This window comes from Rhodococcus sp. 06-156-4 (genome assembly GCF_002259345.1).
Classification (GTDB): Bacteria; Actinomycetota; Actinomycetes; order Mycobacteriales; family Mycobacteriaceae; genus Rhodococcoides; species Rhodococcoides fascians_E.
In genome coordinates this window covers 81,496-100,617 of the sequence record NZ_NPGB01000030.1, presented here as the reverse complement: position 1 = coordinate 100,617, position 19,122 = coordinate 81,496, and the positions used below count along the sequence as shown (strand labels likewise).

Below are 19,122 nucleotides of genomic sequence, written 5' to 3'. Positions count from 1 at the left end.
TCAGGAGCCTGTAGTGCCTACGCCCGCCCGACGCCAGCCTTATCCCATCAAGATCCGTGCGGCAGAGGTCGTCCGGACCGAGATGATCACCGACACGATGATCCGCGTGACGTTCGGTGGAGCCGGGACCGATGGATTTGTCAGTCAGGTCGCCGACGAGCACGTCAAGCTCATCTTCCCCGACGTCGACACCGGTGAGCTGCGGCTCCCGGTGCCCGACGGCGACCATCTCGATTGGCCGGAGCCCTTCCCGACCACCCGTGAGTACACAGTCCGGAAGTACCGTCCCGAGGAGCGGGAGATCGATATCGATTTCGTCGTGCACCGACATGGGCTCGCGTCGGGGTGGGCGATCGCGGCAAGGCCGGGTGACACCCTTCATGTCGCGGGACCTCCCGGCGGGGTGATCATCGATCCCGGATACGACCATTTCGTCATCGTCGGCGACGAGACCGCGCTGCCTGCGATCGCTCGCTGGGTGGAGGAGATGCCGCGTGACACCCGCGGAGACGTGTACATCGAAGTGCACACCGAATCGAGCATTCAGAAGCTGGACCCGCCGGGTGGAATCGACGTCCACTGGATTGTGACGCCGCACGGTGAGGCGTCGGGGCTCGAGACGGCAGTACGATCGACGAAGATTCCGGACGGCGCTTCGGTGTTCGTCTGGCTCGCCGGCGAGGCCGGGGACATACGTCCGCTGCGGTCCTGGATCCGGAAGGATCTGGGTTTGGGCAAGGGGGACAGCTCGATCACGGGATATTGGCGCCGAGGTGTCTCCAATACCCACGAACATCTGGACGAGGAAGAATGAGCAAGGGTTTCTACTACGCCGAAGTTGTTGCCGTCGAGCAGATCACCAAGCACATGGTGCGGGTGACGTTCGGTGGTGAGGACGTTGCCGACTACGTGAGCATCGGGTCCCCCGACGAATGCGTGACGTTGTTCTTCGCGCGTGAGGGTGAGGATCGTCCGCCTGCGATGACCGAGGTCGACGGCGAATGGTGGTTCCACGGCATCGAGGATGCGCCCGAGGGCCGCAACTACACCGTCCGTCGGTTCGATGCCGACTCCGGGCACCTTGTCATCGATTTCGTCGCGCACGAAGGCGGTGTTGCTGCCACCTGGGCGCTGAACGCGACGGTCGGCCAGGTTTTGCTGTGGACGCGACCACGTTCCTGGTACAACATCCCGGCTACGGCGCAGTGGCAGTTGCTCGTCGCAGACATGACGGGTCTGCCTGCGCTCGGACGCATCATCGAGGAATTGCCGAGTGGCGCAAAAGCTCACGCGATCGTCGAGGTGCTCGAGCGCAGTGACAAGCAGGAGTTCGAGACAGCCGGCGACGTGACGTACGACTGGCGATTCGGCTCCGGCAACGGTGATTCCGCGAGTGTGCTCGAAGACGCGGCACGTCAGTGGGAACTGCCCGACGGCGAGGGTTACATCTGGTTCGCCGGTGAGGCTGCGTCGTCCCGCGTCGTGCGAAAGTACTTCCGGAAGGAGCTCGGCTACCCGGTGACTCGATTCGAGATCATCGGGTACTGGCGCGCCAACTCCGAGCAGTGGCTGGAAAAATACAAGAAGTACCAGGAAGAAGCACTGGCGGTGTACAACGGCGCATTGGCCGCAGGCCGCAGTCAAGCCGAGGCCAGCGAGGAGTTCGACGCCATGCTGGAGCGCGTCGGTCTGTGAGTGGAAATGTAGGCTCCCGCCTATATTTCCACTCACGTGGATAATCTATGGGTGAGTTCTTCCCTGGTCGAGCCCGGCGTTCCCCTTGCAGTCCTGTGCGTGGTCATGGTCCTGCTGGCGGCCTTGGTGTATCGAGTTTCTGCCATCGGGCGAGTGTGGACGGTGCCGTCGGCAGCTGGCCGTGGGTTCCTGCAGTTGGCCGCGGTGTCGCTGGTCCTGGCCGCGGCGCTCGCTCATCTGTGGTCTTCGTTGCTTGTGTTGGTCGTCATGTTCGCTGCGGCTGCCTTCACGTCCATTCGTCGTTCGGAGGCCGGGAGATCCGGGCTGTGGTTGACGGTCCCACTGGCCGTGGGTATCGGCGTCGTCGTTCCATTGTGTTTGTCGACGGGAGTCGTTCCTGCCGAGGGGATTGCGATCGTGCCCGTCGGTGGCATCATTCTGGGCGGCACGATGACAGCGACGTCGCTTGCGGCTCGTCGAGCTCTGGATGCACTGTCCGAGCGGCACGGTGAAGTAGAAGCCGCGTTGAGTCTCGGCCTCACCGAACGTGATTCGCGGCTCGAAGTCGTTCGTCCCACTGCCGGGGACGCGCTGCTGCCTGGGTTGGATCAGACGCGGACGGTCGGGCTCGTGACACTGCCCGGAGCTTTCGTGGGTGTGCTGTTGGCCAGCGGTTCGGCCATCCAGGCCGGAGCCGTGCAGATACTCGTGTTGACCGGACTCTTGCTCGCTCAGACATTGGCGGTGGTCCTGACGGTCGATCTCGTCTCGCGCGGTGTGGTGCACCGCAAAAGCTGACCCACCACAACTGCGAGTGATCGATCTAGAATGCTGAGTTGGTCGAGCACTACTGATGTCTCGCGCTTTCGAAAGGATTTACGTTGTCCGGTTCACTTCTTCGGCGGCGCAGTGTGCGCGTGATCGCCGCGCTCGCCGCAGTGACGATCGGTCTCACCGCATGCAGTAGCGACAGCTCGCCCGGCGACGACACCGAGACGGGAGCCACAAGCAGCGAGACCAGGGTGATCTCGACCGACAAGGGAGACGTCACCGTGCCGGCCGATCCGCAACGCATCGCGGTGCTGTCTGCAGGACTGGCCGGATACCTCTTCACCCTCGACGCACCGATCGCCATCACCGACACGCGGCTTCTGGGCGTGACCAACCTCGACGGCGGGTTCCCACCGCAGTGGGCCGAGAAGGCGGAGGAGCAGGGCACCGAAGAACTGCCCGCAGGCGAAGCGCTGAACATCGAGGCGATCGCACAGGCAGAACCCGACCTCATCATCGGTGGCGGACAGGGAATTTCCGCCGTCCAGGCAGACGAAGCATACGACCAGCTGACCGCCATCGCGCCGACTGTTCTGATACCCGCGTCCGTCAACACGTGGCAGGGGCAGCTCGAAGCAGTTGCCGACGCTGCGGGTGAGTCGGACAAGGTTGCCGGACTGCTCGAGGCATACGACGACAAGGTCGCCGAAGTAAAAGGGGCCATCACGGTGCCGGGATCGCCCGTGTCGTACCTGTTGTCGCTGAGCACCAACGAGCCCGCGTTCATCCCGCAGACTGCAACGTTGCCGGAGTTGCTGAAGAACGTCGGCCTCGAACCGGACGACGTGCTCACCAAAGCCGACAACCCCGAGCTCTACGGCTCGGGTGACTCGTTCATCATCAGCCCCGAACTCCTGGCTCCGGTGGCGAGCGCACCCGTCATCATCGTCGTTCCGGTCGCCGGTCGTAGCTTGGACGAATTGAAACAGGATCCCGCCTACGCGAGTCTGCCTGCCTTTGCGTCCGGCAACGTCTTCGAGCTGCCTGCTACGAGCTACCGACCGGATTACGACGGGGTTATCTCGACCCTGGATCAGGTGCAGACGCTGTTCGCCCAGTAGATCGTCACGGCTGAGATGTCCGTCGACTCACCTGCGGCGGAGCCGCCTTGGGCATCAACGTTGCGGCGAGGAGCATGAGTACTGCCGCACCGAAGACGCCCAGGAAGACCAGATGAATGGCGTCGGACAGCTGCTGCGGTTCCGGATCCCCGGAGACACGCGAGTTCACGATTGCACCGAAGATCGCGACGCCGACGGCGCTGCCGATGGAGCGGGCGAACATGTTGGTCGACGTCGCGACGCCACGCTCGGACCACTCGACCGACGACTGCGCGGCGATCAGCGTCGGGCTTGCAATGAGACCCATGCCGAGCCCGACGACGAAGCAGACGGCGGCGATCATCCAGATCTGCGACTGCGCGCCTATCAACGTTGCCGATCCGGTTCCGACCACCGCGATGGACCCGCCGGTCAACGCCGTCGCGCGGAATCCGAACCTCAGATAGAACTTGCCGGACAGCGACGCCGCGATCGGCCAGCCGAGCGTGAGGGTTGCCAGAGCGAAGCCGGCCACGATGGCACCGGTGCCGAGGACGCCTTGCACGAAGGTGGGGACGTACGACGTCAACCCCAGCACGATTGCCCCGACGATGAGGGACACCAGGCTACTGACGACGAGGACGCGCCGGGTGAACACCCAGAGCGGCAGTATCGGCTCGGGCGCGCGGGTCTGCTGCCAGGTGAACAACGCCAGTGAGACGACCCCGAGTGCAAAGATCCCCACCGACGTGCCCGACGCCCATGCCCAGGACTGTCCACCTTCCAGCAACCCGAGAAGCAGCGCAGCCGCGCCGACGGTGAGCAGACCCGCACCGAGGTAGTCGATCGTGGGTTTCGAGCGGTCGACGGGCCCTTCGTGGAAGCGTCGGATCAGCATCCAGGCGGCCAGTGCGCACAGTGGGATGTTGACGAAGAAGATCCAGCGCCAGGACAGGAACTCGGAGAACACACCGCCGAGTGCAGGCCCCAGCACTGCCGACATGGCCCACACGCTGGCCAGGTAGCCCTGGGCTTTGGCGCGTTCCTGCAGGGTGTAGATGTCGCCCGCGATCGTGACGGACATCGGCTGCACCGCCCCCGCCCCGAGTCCCTGGACCGCCCGGAAAGCGATCAACGCGGGCATCGACCACGCCAGGCCGCACAGAATCGAGCCGAGGAGGAACACGCTGATGCCCCACAGCATGACCTTCTTGCGGCCGAACAGGTCGGCAAGCTTCCCGTAGATCGGCACGGACACGGCCTGGGCCAGCAGATAGATCGAGAACAGCCACGGGAACTGACTGAAACCACCGAGATCGTCCACGATGGTCAACACGGCCGTCGCGATGATCGTGGAGTCCAGTGCGACGAGCGACGTGCTGAGCATCAGAGCGATGAGTACCGGCCCGCGCTCGGACCGGAAGCCGACGTCTGCGATCTCGTTGGTTGCCATCAGCAACCATTGTTCTCCTGTCGCCGAGACATGACGACATCAGGCCCAGATAGGGTTGGTTTCGTGCGCCCAACACTCAGTAGCTACCAGCATCTGGCCGGCGGCAAGGTTCGCGATCTCTACATCGTCGACGACGACCACCTGCTTCTCGTCGCAAGCGACCGCATCTCCGCCTACGACCACGTCCTCGATACGCCGATCCCCGACAAGGGGCGCGTCCTGACGGCGATGAGCGTGTTCTTCTTCGAAGAGCTCGGGGGAGTCAATCACCTCGCCGGTGATCCGCTCGACGAGCGGATCCCTCAGCAACTGCTCGGACGGGCTCTTGTCGTCAAGCGCCTCGAGATGGTGCCGATCGAATGCGTCGCTCGCGGTTACCTGACCGGTTCGGGGCTCTCGGACTACCAGCGGACCGGCGCGGTGTGCGGTGTCGCCCTGCCCGACGGTCTGGTCGAATCCAGCAAGCTCGACGAGCCGATCTTCACGCCCGCGGCCAAAGCGGCTCTCGGCGAGCACGACGAGAACGTCGACTACGCCGCCGTCGTCGACAAGGTCGGGGAGGAACTGGCGTTCAAACTTCGCGAGGACACCCTCGAGATCTACGCCCGAGCTGCCAATTTCGCACTCGACCGCGGAATCATCCTCGCCGACACCAAGTTCGAATTCGGGCAGGACGCCGACGGCAACCTGGTTCTCGCCGACGAGGTGCTCACCCCGGATTCCTCGCGGTACTGGCCGGCCGACAGCTACGAGGAAGGTCGCGTCCAGCCGAGCTTCGACAAGCAGTACGTCCGCGACTGGCTGACGGGCGAATCGGGCTGGGACCGTCACGGTGACACGCCGCCGCCCGCTCTTCCCGACGACGTCGTCGCGGCGACTCGTGCACGGTACATCGAGGCCTACGAACGCATTTCGGGCCTCAACTTCGACGATTGGGTCAAGCCATGACAGTTACTCCACCGATTGCCAAGAAGGTCCCCCTCGAACGGACCCACCACGGCGACACCGTCGTCGACAACTACGAGTGGCTGCGGGACAAGGAAGATGCCGAGGTGATCGCCTACCTCGAAGCCGAGAACGCCTATACCGAGCAGCAGACCGCCGGTCTCGAGGAACTCCGCGGACAGATCTTCGACGAGATCAAGTCACGCACCCAGGAGACAGACCTGTCGGTCCCGACGCGTATGGGCGACTGGTGGTACTACTCGCGGACCATCGAAGGCAAGTCCTACGGCCTCCAATGCCGTTGCGCCGTGGATTCTCCCGACGACTGGACACCTCCCACTCTGTCCGGTGAGGTGCCGGGCGAGCAGGTCCTTCTCGATTCCAACATCGAGGCCGAGGGGCACACCTTCTTCTCCCTCGGAGCATTCTCGATCAGCCAGGACGGTAACCTCCTGGCCTACTCGACCGACACCGAGGGCGACGAGCGGTACACGTTGCGTTTCAAGGACCTGCGCACCGATGAGATGCTGCCCGACACCATCGAGAAGGTCTCCACCGGAGCGACGTGGTCGATCGACCACGGCCACGTCTTCTACCAAACCGTCGACGAATCCTGGCGTCCCGACACCGTGTGGCGGCACAAGCTCGGCACACCATCCTCCGAGGACGTCAAGGTCTTCCACGAGCCGGACGAGAGCTACTGGGTCGGATTCGGCTCCACCCGTAGCGAGAAGTACCTGATGATCTGGGTCGGCTCCAAGATCACCTCCGAATGCCTCGTCCTGGAATCCGAGAATCCGGAAGGCGAATTCCGCGTCGTACTCCCGCGCGAAACCGGTGTGGAGTACAGCGTCGAGCATGCCGTGGTGAACGGTGAGGATCGATTCCTGATCCAGCACAACGGCTCCGTCAACGGCTGGGGAACCGACGGCGAGAAGGCGGAGAACTTTCTCCTCGCCGACGCACCCGTCGACGATCCGTCGAACCAGACCATTCTGATTCCGCACCGCGACGACGTCAGGCTCGAGGACGTCGACGCGTTCGCCGACCATCTCGTACTCAACTACCGCCGAGAAGCGTTGACACGGCTGGCTATCTGGCCGATCGGACCCGAGGGGTACGGCGACTACGAGGAACTCGAGTTCGAGGAAGAACTCTTCGCCGTCGGCGCCGGCTCGAACCCCGAGTGGACGCAGCCACTTCTTCGTCTTGTCTACACCTCGTTCATCACCCCTGGGCAGGTGTACGACTACGACGTGAAATCAGGCGAGTTGCTGCTCCGTAAGGCGCAGCCCGTCCTGGGTGATTTCCGCGCCGACGACTACGTCCAGCATCGAGATTGGGCCGTCGCGGCCGACGGGACCCGCATTCCGCTGTCCATCGTGCTGCGCAAGGACGTTCCCGAAGGCCCTGCTCCGACCCTGCTGTACGGCTACGGATCGTACGAAGCATCGATGGATCCGGCGTTCTCCGTAGCCAGGCTCTCGCTACTGGACCGCGGAATCGTCTTCGTCGTCGCACACGTGCGCGGTGGCGGCGAGATGGGCCGCCACTGGTACGAGAACGGCAAGACTCTCACCAAGAAGAACACGTTCACCGATTTCGTCTCCGCTGCACAGCATCTGATCGACACGGGTCGGACGGCGCCGAAACACCTCGTCGCCGACGGTGGTAGCGCGGGCGGGCTTCTGATGGGTGCTGTCGCGAACCTGGCGCCGGAGCTGTTCAACGGCATCCTCGCGAACGTTCCGTTCGTCGATCCACTGACCTCCATTCTCGACCCGTCGCTGCCGCTCACGGTCATCGAGTGGGACGAGTGGGGCAATCCGTTGGCGGACAAGGAGGTGTACGACTACATGAAGTCGTACAGTCCCTACGAGAACGTCGAAGCCAAGGACTACCCAGCGATCCTCGCGATCACGTCCATCAACGACACCCGTGTGCTCTACGTCGAGCCCGCCAAATGGGTTGCCGCACTGCGTGCCACCAAGACCGGTGACTCCGACCTGCTGCTCAAGACCGAGATGAGCGCAGGCCACGGCGGCGTCAGTGGACGATACGAGAAGTGGAAGGAAGCCGCCTTCGAATACGCCTGGATCGTGCAGCAGACCGGCGCCCGTATGTGAGTGTCAGCGCCAGACGTACCTGACCTGCGGGCGACCGGCCTTTCCGTACTCGGTGTTCCGGGTGACCAGGCCGTCGTCGGCGAGGCGCTCGAGGTACCGCCAGGCCGTCACGCGCGAGACTCCGACGAGCTTGGCGGCCTCGGACGCGTTGAGCCCGTCGGGGGCGTCGCGGACGATTGCGGTGACGCCGTCCATCGTCTGCGGCGCAATGCCTTTCGGGGTCGAGGCGCGTTCGTCCGCGGTGCGCAGGTGGGACATCGCTCGGTCGATGTCCCGCTGGCTCGCGGCGTTCTCTCCCGCGGGAAGGGCGTCGTGGAACTCGCGGTACCGGTCCAGCTTGTCCCGAAACGCGGCGAACGTGAACGGCTTCAGTAGGTACAGAACGACACCGTGGGCCACGGCGGATCGGACCACCGAGAGGTCACGCTCCGACGTGATGGCGATGACGTCCGGGCTGGGCCGGAGGCCGCCGAGCGCTGCGGCGACGTCGATGCCGTTGGAATCGGGCAGGCCGATGTCCAGCAGCACCAGGTCGATCGGTTCGACGGCTTCGGCTGCGGCCCGCAGTGCGGCCGACCCTGTGTGCGCCAGGGCGACGACGGTGAAACCCGGAACGCGCTCGACGTAGCTGCGATGCGCCTCGGCGATCAACGGTTCGTCCTCGACTATCAACACTCGGATCACGAGGGCCTCCCCAGCGGAATGGTCGCGGTCAACACCGAACCGTAGGTGACCTCGGAGGTCAGCGATCCGCGATACCGATTGACCACCTGTGTCACCAGTGCCAGACCCAGGCCGCGCGACCCGGATTTGGTCGAGTATCCGCGGGTCAGTGCAGTTCTCAGTACGTCGGCGGGCATCCCCGGGCCGCTGTCGGACACCCGAACCATCAGCTCCGATTCCGAATCACGCACCGTCACTTCGACCCACGGCTGCTCTGCTTCCTTCGACGCATCGATTGCATTGTCTATCAAATTACCGACCAGCGTGACCAATTCCCGCGGAGTGACGATGCCGGCATGTTCGAGTGCTGTGTCCTCGGTGATCGTGAGTTCGACGCTCTGCTCGGCTGCCTGACTGACCTTGCCCAACAACAAGGCGGCCAGAGCGGGTTCACCCACGGCACTCATCAATCGGTCGATCAAGTTCTGCGACAGTTCGAGGTCCGCAGTCGCGAACTCGACAGCTTCCTGTGGCCGACCGAGTTCCACCATCGTGATGACGGTGTGCAGGCGATTCGCGGACTCGTGCGCCTGCGAACGCAGCGATTCGGCGAAGCTCCGCACCGAATCGAGTTCACCGATCACCCCTTGCAATTCCGTGCGATCGCGGATCGTGAGAACGTCGCCGAGGCGTCGACCCTCCCACATCACCGGGTCGGAGTTGACGACCAGCACGCGGGTTTCGGTCAGGTGGAGTTCGCCGCCGGACGTCATGTGCTGCAGTGATTCCGGCAGGTCCGTCCGTCGAACAGGGCCGTCGGGGAGATCGAGGAGCCGCCTGGCCTCGTCGTTGACGATTTCCGCCGTGTCCCTCTTGCCGAACACGAGCAACCCTTCGCTGATGGAGTGCAGAACGGCGTCGTGATGCTCGTACATCGAACGCAACTCGTCCGGCGCCATGCCCAACGTCTGACGACGAAGTCGTCGGCTCAGTGCCACCGAGCCGCCGGCGGCGACGATGAAGGCCGAGATCACCACCCCGACGATGAGAGGCAGCCCGGCCAGGAACTGATCGCTGATCTTGTCCCTCGTCACCCCGGCCGACACCAGGCCGACGATGGCACCGGTGGAGTCGGTCACCGGCGTCACCGCGCGGATCGAGGGACCGAGCGACCCGACGTAGGTCTCGGTGAACGTCTCGCCCTCGAGCGCGCGATCGATGTTGCCGCTGAACGGCTGACCGATCAGGTCGACGGTGGTGTGAGTGAAACGAGTTCGGTCCGGCGCCATCACGACGATGAAGTCGACGCCGGTGACCTTTCGGATCCGTTCGGTCTCCGGTTGCAGGTACGCAGTGGGGTCGTCCGAGGCGATCGCCGTCGGCGTCGACGGTTCGTTGGCGATGCTCGCCGCGACGGCGATGACCTCGCGGCGGGTCGCCTCGTCGCTGTTGGACCGCTCGTTGACGATGGTCAGGAACCCGCCGGCAAGCACGATGACGGCCATGACGATCAATTGCAGGATCAGAACTTGCCCTGCAACGCTCGTCGGACGCTTCGCCACGTTTCGTTCCTTTGTTTCGTACCCGGTTCTCGTGAACAGAATGAACGTATTCGTGACTACGGTCACGAATTCCACCAACATCGTCCTCTAGCAAGGCGTGATCCAACTCACTCCATTAGTCACAAAGGACGTACCCATGACTACCAGCATCGATGCTGAAAACCGGAATCCGGCGCCGGAACCGAAGAAGAAGCGCGACAAGACGCACTGGCTCTACATCGCGGTGATCATCGCCGTGGTCGCCGGTGTTGCCGTCGGTCTCCTGTGGAAGGACTTCGGTGTCGAGCTCGCAGTGCTCGGCACCCTGTTCGTCAGCTTGATCAAGATGATGATCAGCCCGGTCATCTTCTGCACCATCGTTCTCGGCATCGGCTCGGTCAAAGCTGCAGCCAGTGTCGGCAAGGTCGGCGGGCTCGCGCTCGCCTACTTCATCGGAATGTCGACGATCGCCCTCGGCATCGGCATGGTCGTCGGCAACTTGATCCAGCCAGGCACCGGCCTGAACATCGTGCCAGGCGGTGGTTCGGAGTACGCCGAGGACGCCGAAGGTGCAGGCGGCACGATGGACTTCATCGCCGGAATCATCCCCGAGTCGCTGTTGTCGTCCTTGACCGCAGGCTCGGTGCTGCAGACGTTGTTCGTCGCCATCCTCGTCGGCTTCGCACTCCAGGCCATGGGCAAGCAGGGCGAGGGCATCCTCAAGGGCATCGGCGCAGTGCAGAAGCTCGTGTTCCGCATCCTGACGATGATCCTGTGGCTCGCCCCGATCGGCGCTTTCGGCGCCATCGCCGGTGTGGTCGGCAAGACCGGATTCGACGCTGTCGTTCAGCTCGGCACACTGATGCTGGCGTTCTACATCACGTGCTTCATCTTCGTGTTCGGCTTCCTCGGCCTGATCCTGAAGTTCGTGTCCGGCTTCTCGATCTTCAAGCTGGCCAAGTACCTGGGGCGCGAATACCTGCTCATCGTCGCGACGAGCTCGTCCGAGTCGGCTCTGCCGCGTCTGATCGCCAAGATGGAGCATGTCGGCGTCGAGCGCACCACCGTCGGCATCGTCGTCCCGACCGGATACTCGTTCAACCTCGACGGCACCGCCATCTACCTGACCATGGCGTCGATCTTCATCGCCGACGCGATGAACATGCCGCTCTCGATCCCCGAGCAGTTCTCCTTGCTGCTCTTCATGATCATCGCGTCGAAGGGTGCTGCCGGAGTCTCCGGTGCCGGTCTGGCAACCCTCGCGGGCGGCCTGCAGAGCCACCGCCCCGAACTGCTCGACGGCGTCGGCATGATCGTCGGCATCGACCGGTTCATGTCCGAGGCCCGGGCACTCACGAACTTCTCCGGCAACGCAGTTGCAACCCTTCTCGTGGGAACCTGGACCAAGACGATCGACGCGTCACGCGTCAAGACCGTCCTCGACGGAGACCTGCCGTTCGACGAGGAGACCATGGTCGACGACCATCTCCCGGAAGACGACAAGCGCGTCGAGCTCGATAAAGCCGCAGCCAAGGCGTAAAAGACCCCGCCTGGTGACGCGCACCCCCCGTCACCAGGCGTGTAGTACAAGAGCGGCCCTCCCACTCGGAGGGTCGCTCTTGTGTGTTCGGACAGCCAACTCACCAGAAGTCGGTACCCACAGGTAAGTTCGTGGAATGACTGAAGTCCAGAACATCGGCATCAACACGCTGGGCGGTGCGCCCACCTCGCTCGACGAGTACGCGGGCAGAGCCGTCCTCGTGGTGAATGTCGCCTCGAAGTGCGGCCTGACGCCTCAGTACGCCACACTCGAGAAGCTTGCCACCGAATACTCGGCGAAGGGACTGTCCGTCATCGGCGTTCCTTGCAACCAGTTCGGTGGTCAGGAGCCCGGCACCGCCGAGGAAATCGAAACGTTCTGCTCCACCACCTACGGCGTCACCTTCCCCATCACGGAGAAGATCGAGGTCAACGGAGAGAACCGGCACCCGCTCTACGCGGAGCTCACCAAGACCGAGGACGCAGAAGGCGTCGCAGGAGACATCCAGTGGAACTTCGAGAAGTTCCTGATCTCACCCGAGGGCGTCGTCACCAACCGCTTCCGCCCACGTACCGAGCCGGACGCCCCTGAAGTACTGGCTGCGATCGACAAGATCCTGCCCAAGGAGAACATCGCCGTTTAGACGCGATCAATTCTGCCGTCGAGCCTCGTTCACATCGGTGTGCGAGGCTCGCGGCATGTCTGGAGCACTGATCGTGTCGGTGAGCGGAATCAGGGACGACACCTGCGACAACGCAGCGGAGTTCGCCCTCGAACTGGACAAGCGTGGCGTCGCGCAGTCGCTTCTCGTTGCGCCGCGGCTGAAGGACAAGTACCGGCTCACGAAAGACGAGAACACCCAGGACTGGCTGCGAGGGCGTCGGGACCTGGGGGATGCGATAGTCCTGCACGGGTACGACCAGGCCGCGACCAAGCGTCGCCGAGCCGAATTCGCAGCACTTCCACGTCACGAAGCACGGCTGCGGCTCATGGCCGCCGACCGGGTCATGGAGCAGACCGGCTTGCGCACAAGGGTGTTCGCAGCGCCGAGGTGGATCGCATCACCCGGAGCAGTTGCCGCTCTGCCCGAGGCCGGCTTTCGAATGATCGCCGGCCTCAGTGCAATTCACGATCTGGAATCGGGATCGCTCGTACGGGCACGAGTCCTGGGCATCGGCGAAGGCTTCAAAGCCGAACCCTGGTGGTGTCGAGCACTGGTCATCGGCGCCGGACGTACCGCCCGACGCGGCGGCACCGTCCGATTGGCGGTCAGCGCAAAACAACTGGGCCGCAGCGGTCCCCGGCAGGCAATCCTGGACGCGGTCGACCTGGCGCTCTACAGCGGTGCAACACCGGGCGTTTACGAACACGTTCGCAGGGTGAGAGCAGCCTGACCGCTCGCGGGGTTATGAGATCGTGACGTAACGGACCACCTGGTCCAGTGGATGTAACCCTCGACGATGCAATCGATGTCGAGGCGGCGCCATGAAAAGAATCGTGCTCGTGACCCTCTGCATGATGGCCGCTGTGGCCTGCGGAAACACCGATGGCGGCACAGCGACCGCAGTGTCGGAATCCACTGCCGCGCCGGGGCAGCAGGCCGCGACGCCGACGGTTGCACCCTCGGTGGGCGCGCTGCCGTCGGTCGTGGTTCCGTCGCCGGTCCCTGCCCTTCCGTCGGACATCGGGATCCCGACGGCGGACGCAGCTCCGACAGTGACCCCGGTCCAGCCGAAGACATGTGTGGACGCTGCCGTGGTCGCCGATGCTGTGGCATCCATTCCGCGATACTTCCCGGACGAAGCCTGGACCGCAGGCCGGACAGGTGATCCCTGTGCGGCGTTCACGTGGGTGGAAGCTGCGGCGTCGCCGTATGCAACCGCGAGCACACCGGAGCACATTCTGTTCTTCGGCAACGGTGTGTACCTCGGCACGGCGACGGCAGCGCCGTACAGCTTCACGAGTGTTGCAACCCAGACCGCCGACACGATCACCGTGAACTATCGCTGGCTCGTCGCCGACGAGGCGTTCGCAGCACCCGACGGTGGCCCCGCCGCAATCCGCTACCAGTGGGACGGGAGCTCCGTGATCATGCTGGACACTCTGCCGCCCGAGGTGACCGGTTGATGTGAGTGGAGATGACAGTGCCATCGGGTCGCTCCGCAGGCTCCGCTCCTGTCCCCGGCCTATATTTTTACTCACATGGAGAGGGAGGATTCCTGAGGAAGCTCGCGGAATTCGGTGTTCTCGTCGGCCATGTCCTTGAACCGGCCGTAGTAGATTCCCCTGGCCTCCTCGGCGACGACGGCCTGGTGGATCGGGAACGCGGTCCGAGGTGCGACTGCGCGCAGAAACTCGACGTTCTCCGAGAGCTTCGACCACGGCGCCGCAGTCGGGAGCGCCAGCACGTCCACCTTCTGCTCGGGAACGAACAACGAGTCGCCGGGATGGAACAGTTGCCCCGGATTCTCCGGTGTCCCCAGCAGATAGCCAGTGTTGTCGATCACGGGCAGTTCGGGGTGGATGACGGCATGGGTTCCGCCGACACCACTCACCTGGATGCCGCCGACGGAGAACGTCTGGCCCGCGTGTGTGGCCGTCCACCGCTCGCCGAGTTGCGACGCGGTCATCGGATCCGCGTACAACGCTGCGTTCGGATTGCCGTCCACCAGTGCAGGAAGACGCTCGAGGTCGACGTGGTCGGGGTGCTGGTGGGTGATCAGAATGGCGTCGAGCCCGGTGATGCCCTCGAAGCCGTGTGAGAAGTTGCCGGGATCGAACAGCACCGTGGTGCCGTTCAGCTCGACGAGTACACAGGAATGTCCGAAGTGCGTCAGCTTCATTCCTCCACACTAAGCGCAGTTTCGCGGCTCGCGCTGGTGCTGCGTAAACTCTTCACCGCCGGTATTTGTCTTATCCAAGGAGCTCCCTCGTGGCCCGAGTAGTTGTCGATGTCATGCCCAAGGCCGAAATCCTCGACCCGCAGGGTCAGGCCATCGCAGGCGCGCTTGGTCGTCTCGGCGTAGCAGGCGTCTCCGACGTCAGGCAGGGCAAGCGGTTCGAGTTGGAGGTCGACGACAGCGTCGACGACGCCGAGCTCGAGAAGATCGCGGAATCGCTCCTCGCGAACACCGTCATCGAGGACTGGAAGGTCACCCGAGAAGCATGAGCACACGCAACTCGTCCGCCCGCGTGGGGGTCATCACCTTCCCCGGAACTCTCGACGACGTCGACGCCTCCCGCGCCGTGACGCTCGCCGGCGGCGAGGCCGTCAGTCTGTGGCACGCCGACGCGGACCTGAAGAACGTGGACGCCATCGTCGTCCCCGGCGGGTTCTCCTACGGCGACTACCTGCGTGCAGGCGCGATCGCCCGGTTCGCACCCGTCATGGAATCCGTCGTCAAGGCGGCCGAAGGCGGCATGCCGGTCCTCGGCATCTGCAACGGCTTCCAAGTTCTGTGTGAAGTCGGCCTGCTTCCCGGCGCGCTGACCCGCAACGAGGGCCTGCACTTCGTCTGCCGCGACCAGTGGCTGAAAGTGGAGAACTCGGACACCGCGTGGTCGTCGCGCTACGAGACGGGTGCCGAGATCCTGATCCCGGTCAAGAACGCCGAAGGCCGGTTCCAGGCATCACAGAACGTGCTCGACGAGCTCGAGGGCGAAGGCCGCGTCGTGTTCCGCTACAGCGGATCCAACCCGAACGGTAGCCAGCGGGACATCGCCGGAATCTCCTCGCCCAACGGCCGCGTCGTCGGACTCATGCCGCATCCCGAGCACGCCACCGAGCCCCTCACCGGCCCCAGCGACGACGGCCTCGGCATCTTCTACTCGGCACTGGACGCAATCGTCTCGGCCTAGCAGGAAGCAGGGTCTATTCTCCGACGCATGACCCTGACACCGGTGATGATCACGATCGACTCCTCCGATCCTGGACCGCTCGCGACGTGGTGGGCGGCCAGGACCGGCGGAACCATCGAAGAAGAGAACGACGGGTGGTTCTACACCGTCTCGCTGCCCTCGGCGCCGTACCGCCTTGCCTTCCAGAAGGTCGACGACCCGACGCCGGGCAAGAACCGAATCCACCTGGATCTGACGACGGCGGATCTCGACACCGAGGTGACGGCTCTGGTCGATTCGGGTGCGTCCAAGGTCGACGAGCACACGATGGGCGAATTCCGCTGGGTCACCCTGACCGATCCGGACGGAAACGCATTCTGCGTCTCGGGCGCGCACTAGAGCTCGGCGAGAGTCCGCTCGAACAGATCTGCCGACGAACTACCGTTGACCTGGCAGTACTGCCCGTCACGCCAGAAGTAGAGATCCTGGGACAGCGGATTCGGGGTGTCCCGAGAGAATATGCGCGCCAACTGCACGAGCAGTGTCGACGCACGAACGGTGGCGTCGAACTCGAAGGGTTTGTAGTAGTCGATCTCGTAGGCATTGGGAACGACGAACAGAACGCCGAACGGTGAATCGCCGAGGTGATCGGCGATCAGCGTGGGCATGTTCGCGACCTTGGATGCGAGATAGATCGAATCGCCTTTGCACACGTCGATCGTCACATCGTCCTTGGTCAGTGTTTCGCGATCGTCGAAGGTCATCGCGGCTGTGTTGTCGCGACCGAACGCCCACGCGGCCTCGAGGTCTCGATTCTCCAGATACCGACCTTCGAGAGTCAACGCAAGGTCCGGAAACGTCAGGTTCAGCACTCGGCGTGGTGAATTCGGCGCATCGACCAGCGGAGTCGAATAGCGGAAGTCGCCCCTGCCCGGCAACGCGCTCGGCGCAGTGACCCGCTCACGCAATCGCATGTAGAACTCGTCGTCCGGCATGTTCAGCAGATACTGCGGGTCACTCAGTCGCTGTGACTCGAGCATGGTTGCGACATGGATCTCGATGATCTCGCCCCAGTACTTCCGCGGAGCACCGAGGCAGCGTGCCGTCAGATTCTCGAGCGTCACGTGGTGGCCGTCGTCGGTCTTCAGAGTGGTGGCGTCGATCTTCGTCAGCTTCACCCCGTGCCTGCCGAATGCCTCGATCACTTTCTTGCGGACGATGGCTGTCGTAGCCGGTCCCGATGCCTGCGCTGCCAGATGATTCATGACGCCCCCGAGTCGATGTGTGGTCCTTGCTCTGTTCGACGCAGCTACTGACACAATGGTTCCCATGTCGTCTCTTGCGTCTGCCGCTGGTCTGTGCAATTTCGTCGACGTGTCGCCGTCGCCGTTCCATGTGTGCCGCACCGTAGCGGTGCAGCTCGAGGAGGTAGGTTTCGTCCGCGTCGACGAGACCGAAGCCTGGCCGGCCGAGGCAGGGCGGTACTACCTCATCCGCGGCGGGTCGCTCGTCGCATGGAGTACCGAGAGCAGCAGCGCTGCATTCCGGATCGTCGGCGGACACACCGACAGCCCCAACCTGCGCGTCAAGCAGCACCCTGATCTGGAGTCGGCGGGATGGCAGATGGTCGGCCTCGAGCCGTACGGGGGAGCGTGGCTCAATTCCTGGCTCGACCGCGATCTCGGTGTGTCCGGTCGACTCAGTGTGCGCGACGGCAACGGGCTGCGTGAGGTGCTCGTCAAGGTCGACGAACCGATTCTCCGTGTCCCGCAGCTCGCAATTCACCTGTCCGAGGATCGCAAGGGCGTGACCTTGGACCCGCAACGACACGTCAATGCCATTTGGGGCGTGGGTAACTCACCGCGATCGTTCATCTCGTTCGTCGCGGAACGCGAAGGCGTCGACCCGTCGACGGTTCTCGGGTGGGAGCTGATGACGCACGACCTCGCGCCCAGCGCAGTCGTCGGCGCCCAGAGCGAACTGGTCAGCGCACCGAGGCTCGACAACCAGGGAACGTGCTACGCGGGTACTCAGGCTTTGATTGCGGCAGTGCAGAATCCGGCGGACGTCACCCCGGTGCTGGCATTGTTCGACCACGAGGAAGTCGGCAGTATGTCCGACCGTGGCGCGTTCTCGGACCTGCTCAACACGGTGCTCGAGCGAATCGTGTTGGGCCGCGGCGGCGGTCGCGAGGAGTTCCTCCGCACCATGGCCGGATCCATCTGCGCCTCCGGTGACATGGCGCATGCGACGCATCCGAACTACCCGGACCGACACGAACCCGCGCACCGCATCGAACTCGGTGGAGGGCCCGTGCTCAAGGTCAACCAGAACCTCAGGTACGCAACGGATTCCGCGGGTGCAGGAGCATTCGCACTGGCCTGCGACCAGGCGGGGGTGCCACTGCAGCGCTACGTTCACCGCGCCGATCTGCCCTGCGGTTCGACGATCGGCCCGATCACGGCCTCACGGACGGGCCTGTCGACCGTCGACGTCGGTGCCGCACAGCTCGCCATGCACAGCGCACGCGAGCTCATGGGCGCCTCCGATGTGAAGGCCTACGCCGACGCCCTCGCTGCGTTCCTGGCTCCGTCGGCCTAGCTAGCTCAGCTGCAGGCACGCGTCGGCCGCGAGCCAGAACAGTTGCTCGCGGACGGTGCCTGCCTTGGTCCAGCCGCGGTGCTCCCAGTCCGCGGCCAGGGAGTCGCCCGCGTACAGCAGTTGCGCGAACCGCACGCCGCGATACCGGGCGACCGCGCAGAACGCCGACGCTTCCATGTCGACCGTCAGGCAGCCCTCGTCGACGCGCCGGGAGACTCGGCTTCGGGTTTCGCGGTACAGAGCGTCGGTGGTCCAGGATCGACCGGTGACGTGCGCGATCCCGGCCTCCGTCAGCACGTTCTGCAGCACCGTGACGCCTGCAGGATCGGCGTCGACGACCCGTCCGGGCGGGAGGTAGTGGAACGACGTTCCCTCGTCGCGGACAGCGCTGTCGACAACCATGACGTGACCCATGCCGAGCTGATCGGTCAGTGCTCCCGCGCCCCCGACGGCGACGAACTCCGAGCAGCCGAGCGCGATCGCCTCTTCGAGGAACAGTGCGGCCAGGGGTGCGCCGACTCCCGGATGGAACACGGCGAGCCGTTCACCGCCCCGCTCGATCTCGTAGACGGGGTGCTCGCCGTGCTCGGATCGGAGCACCGACAGGACGCGTGCCTTGCCCTGACCGGCTATGGACTCGATCACTTCCGCGAAGAAGCAGACAACGGCTTTTCTGGGGACATCCACACCCTTGACCACCATCTGAGGCGTCAGGACGCCCGATTCGTCCAGATCGTTCTCCGTCAACGCGATGGGAGCGGAGCCTGAAGAGGCGACAGAAGGGGTATCCACGGCACAATGTTTGCACGCTGCTTTTGGGGCCTGTCACCCTGCACGGATAGACTCCCCC

20 protein-coding genes are annotated in these 19,122 nt (G+C 64.1%); 14 read left to right on the top strand and 6 right to left on the bottom strand.

Annotated features, from left to right (window positions below; translation table 11 throughout):
• The first annotated feature begins 13 nt into the window (after window positions 1-13).
• From CH290_RS22550 to CH290_RS22535, 4 genes are all read left to right on the top strand, one after another.
• Window positions 14-814 (top strand): siderophore-interacting protein, encoded by an 801-nt coding sequence (locus tag CH290_RS22550; RefSeq protein ID WP_033190658.1) that lies wholly within the window; start codon window positions 14-16, stop codon window positions 812-814.
• On the top strand, window positions 811-1,695 hold the full coding sequence (locus tag CH290_RS22545; protein WP_033190659.1) for a siderophore-interacting protein: 885 nt from the start codon (window positions 811-813) through the stop codon (window positions 1,693-1,695). The genes CH290_RS22550 and CH290_RS22545 overlap by 4 nt, the downstream gene beginning before the upstream one ends.
• Window positions 1,696-1,746: 51 nt before the next feature.
• Complete coding sequence (locus CH290_RS22540; RefSeq protein ID WP_033190660.1) at window positions 1,747-2,493, top strand: ABC transporter permease; 747 nt, start codon at window positions 1,747-1,749, stop codon at window positions 2,491-2,493.
• Window positions 2,494-2,576: 83 nt separating this feature from the next.
• Window positions 2,577-3,587, top strand: a complete 1,011-nt coding sequence (locus CH290_RS22535) for an ABC transporter substrate-binding protein (RefSeq protein WP_033190661.1) — start codon at window positions 2,577-2,579, stop codon at window positions 3,585-3,587.
• 4 nt (window positions 3,588-3,591) lie between these two features.
• Here the strand turns inward: CH290_RS22535 and CH290_RS22530 are convergent, their stop codons facing one another.
• Window positions 3,592-5,019, bottom strand: coding sequence for an MDR family MFS transporter (locus CH290_RS22530; protein WP_033190662.1), 1,428 nt, complete (start codon window positions 5,017-5,019; stop codon window positions 3,592-3,594).
• Between the two features lie 63 nt (window positions 5,020-5,082).
• Here CH290_RS22530 and CH290_RS22525 point away from each other — a divergent pair, with 63 nt between their 5' ends.
• Window positions 5,083-5,967 (top strand): phosphoribosylaminoimidazolesuccinocarboxamide synthase, encoded by an 885-nt coding sequence (locus CH290_RS22525; protein WP_033190663.1) that lies wholly within the window; start codon window positions 5,083-5,085, stop codon window positions 5,965-5,967.
• Entirely contained in the window at window positions 5,964-8,090 is a 2,127-nt protein-coding gene (locus tag CH290_RS22520) for a S9 family peptidase (protein WP_019667387.1), read from the top strand. The genes CH290_RS22525 and CH290_RS22520 overlap by 4 nt, the downstream gene beginning before the upstream one ends.
• A 3-nt stretch (window positions 8,091-8,093) precedes the next feature.
• Here the strand turns inward: CH290_RS22520 and CH290_RS22515 are convergent, their stop codons facing one another.
• Complete coding sequence (locus tag CH290_RS22515; RefSeq protein WP_019667386.1) at window positions 8,094-8,774, bottom strand: response regulator; 681 nt, start codon at window positions 8,772-8,774, stop codon at window positions 8,094-8,096.
• Entirely contained in the window at window positions 8,771-10,258 is a 1,488-nt protein-coding gene (locus CH290_RS22510; protein WP_230621146.1) for a sensor histidine kinase, read from the bottom strand. Before CH290_RS22510 ends, CH290_RS22515 begins: the two co-directional genes overlap by 4 nt.
• Before the next feature lie 193 nt (window positions 10,259-10,451).
• On the opposite strand from CH290_RS22510, the gene CH290_RS22505 reads away from it, so the two are divergent.
• The 4 genes from CH290_RS22505 to CH290_RS22490 all read left to right on the top strand — a co-directional run bounded on the left by CH290_RS22505 (window position 10,452) and on the right by CH290_RS22490 (window position 13,961).
• Window positions 10,452-11,834, top strand: a complete 1,383-nt coding sequence (locus tag CH290_RS22505; protein WP_019667384.1) for a C4-dicarboxylate transporter DctA — start codon at window positions 10,452-10,454, stop codon at window positions 11,832-11,834.
• A 136-nt stretch (window positions 11,835-11,970) separates the two neighbouring features.
• Complete coding sequence (locus CH290_RS22500; protein WP_019667383.1) at window positions 11,971-12,477, top strand: glutathione peroxidase; 507 nt, start codon at window positions 11,971-11,973, stop codon at window positions 12,475-12,477.
• A gap of 55 nt (window positions 12,478-12,532) precedes the next feature.
• Entirely contained in the window at window positions 12,533-13,228 is a 696-nt protein-coding gene (locus CH290_RS22495) for a DUF2334 domain-containing protein (RefSeq protein ID WP_019667382.1), read from the top strand.
• A gap of 91 nt (window positions 13,229-13,319) precedes the next feature.
• Window positions 13,320-13,961, top strand: coding sequence for an LppP/LprE family lipoprotein (locus tag CH290_RS22490; protein ID WP_033190664.1), 642 nt, complete (start codon window positions 13,320-13,322; stop codon window positions 13,959-13,961).
• Between the two features lie 71 nt (window positions 13,962-14,032).
• Here CH290_RS22490 and CH290_RS22485 read toward each other — a convergent pair whose 3' ends face one another.
• Window positions 14,033-14,677: an MBL fold metallo-hydrolase gene (locus CH290_RS22485; RefSeq protein ID WP_019667380.1), complete on the bottom strand. Its 645-nt coding sequence runs from the start codon at window positions 14,675-14,677 to the stop codon at window positions 14,033-14,035.
• 89 nt (window positions 14,678-14,766) lie between these two features.
• Here CH290_RS22485 and purS point away from each other — a divergent pair, with 89 nt between their 5' ends.
• The 3 genes from purS to CH290_RS22470 are packed head-to-tail and all read left to right on the top strand — an operon-like array spanning window position 14,767 to window position 16,070.
• On the top strand, window positions 14,767-15,003 hold the full coding sequence (purS, locus tag CH290_RS22480) for a phosphoribosylformylglycinamidine synthase subunit PurS (protein WP_026348182.1): 237 nt from the start codon (window positions 14,767-14,769) through the stop codon (window positions 15,001-15,003).
• Window positions 15,000-15,692 carry a phosphoribosylformylglycinamidine synthase subunit PurQ gene (gene purQ, locus CH290_RS22475; protein ID WP_019667378.1) on the top strand — a complete coding sequence of 231 codons (693 nt, stop codon included), beginning with the start codon at window positions 15,000-15,002 and terminating at the stop codon, window positions 15,690-15,692. Before purS ends, purQ begins: the two co-directional genes overlap by 4 nt.
• Window positions 15,693-15,719: 27 nt before the next feature.
• Window positions 15,720-16,070, top strand: coding sequence for a VOC family protein (locus CH290_RS22470; RefSeq protein WP_019667377.1), 351 nt, complete (start codon window positions 15,720-15,722; stop codon window positions 16,068-16,070).
• On the opposite strand, the gene CH290_RS22465 is transcribed toward CH290_RS22470, so the two are convergent.
• On the bottom strand, window positions 16,067-16,936 hold the full coding sequence (locus CH290_RS22465; RefSeq protein ID WP_033190665.1) for a hypothetical protein: 870 nt from the start codon (window positions 16,934-16,936) through the stop codon (window positions 16,067-16,069). The two genes, CH290_RS22470 and CH290_RS22465, sit on opposite strands and share 4 nt — an antisense overlap.
• 55 nt (window positions 16,937-16,991) lie before the next feature.
• Here CH290_RS22465 and CH290_RS22460 point away from each other — a divergent pair, with 55 nt between their 5' ends.
• Window positions 16,992-18,272, top strand: coding sequence for a M18 family aminopeptidase (locus CH290_RS22460; RefSeq protein ID WP_033190666.1), 1,281 nt, complete (start codon window positions 16,992-16,994; stop codon window positions 18,270-18,272).
• On the opposite strand, the gene CH290_RS22455 is transcribed toward CH290_RS22460, so the two are convergent.
• Window positions 18,273-19,064 carry a nucleoside phosphorylase gene (locus CH290_RS22455; protein WP_230621130.1) on the bottom strand — a complete coding sequence of 264 codons (792 nt, stop codon included), beginning with the start codon at window positions 19,062-19,064 and terminating at the stop codon, window positions 18,273-18,275.
• Window positions 19,065-19,122: the final 58 nt, after the last annotated feature.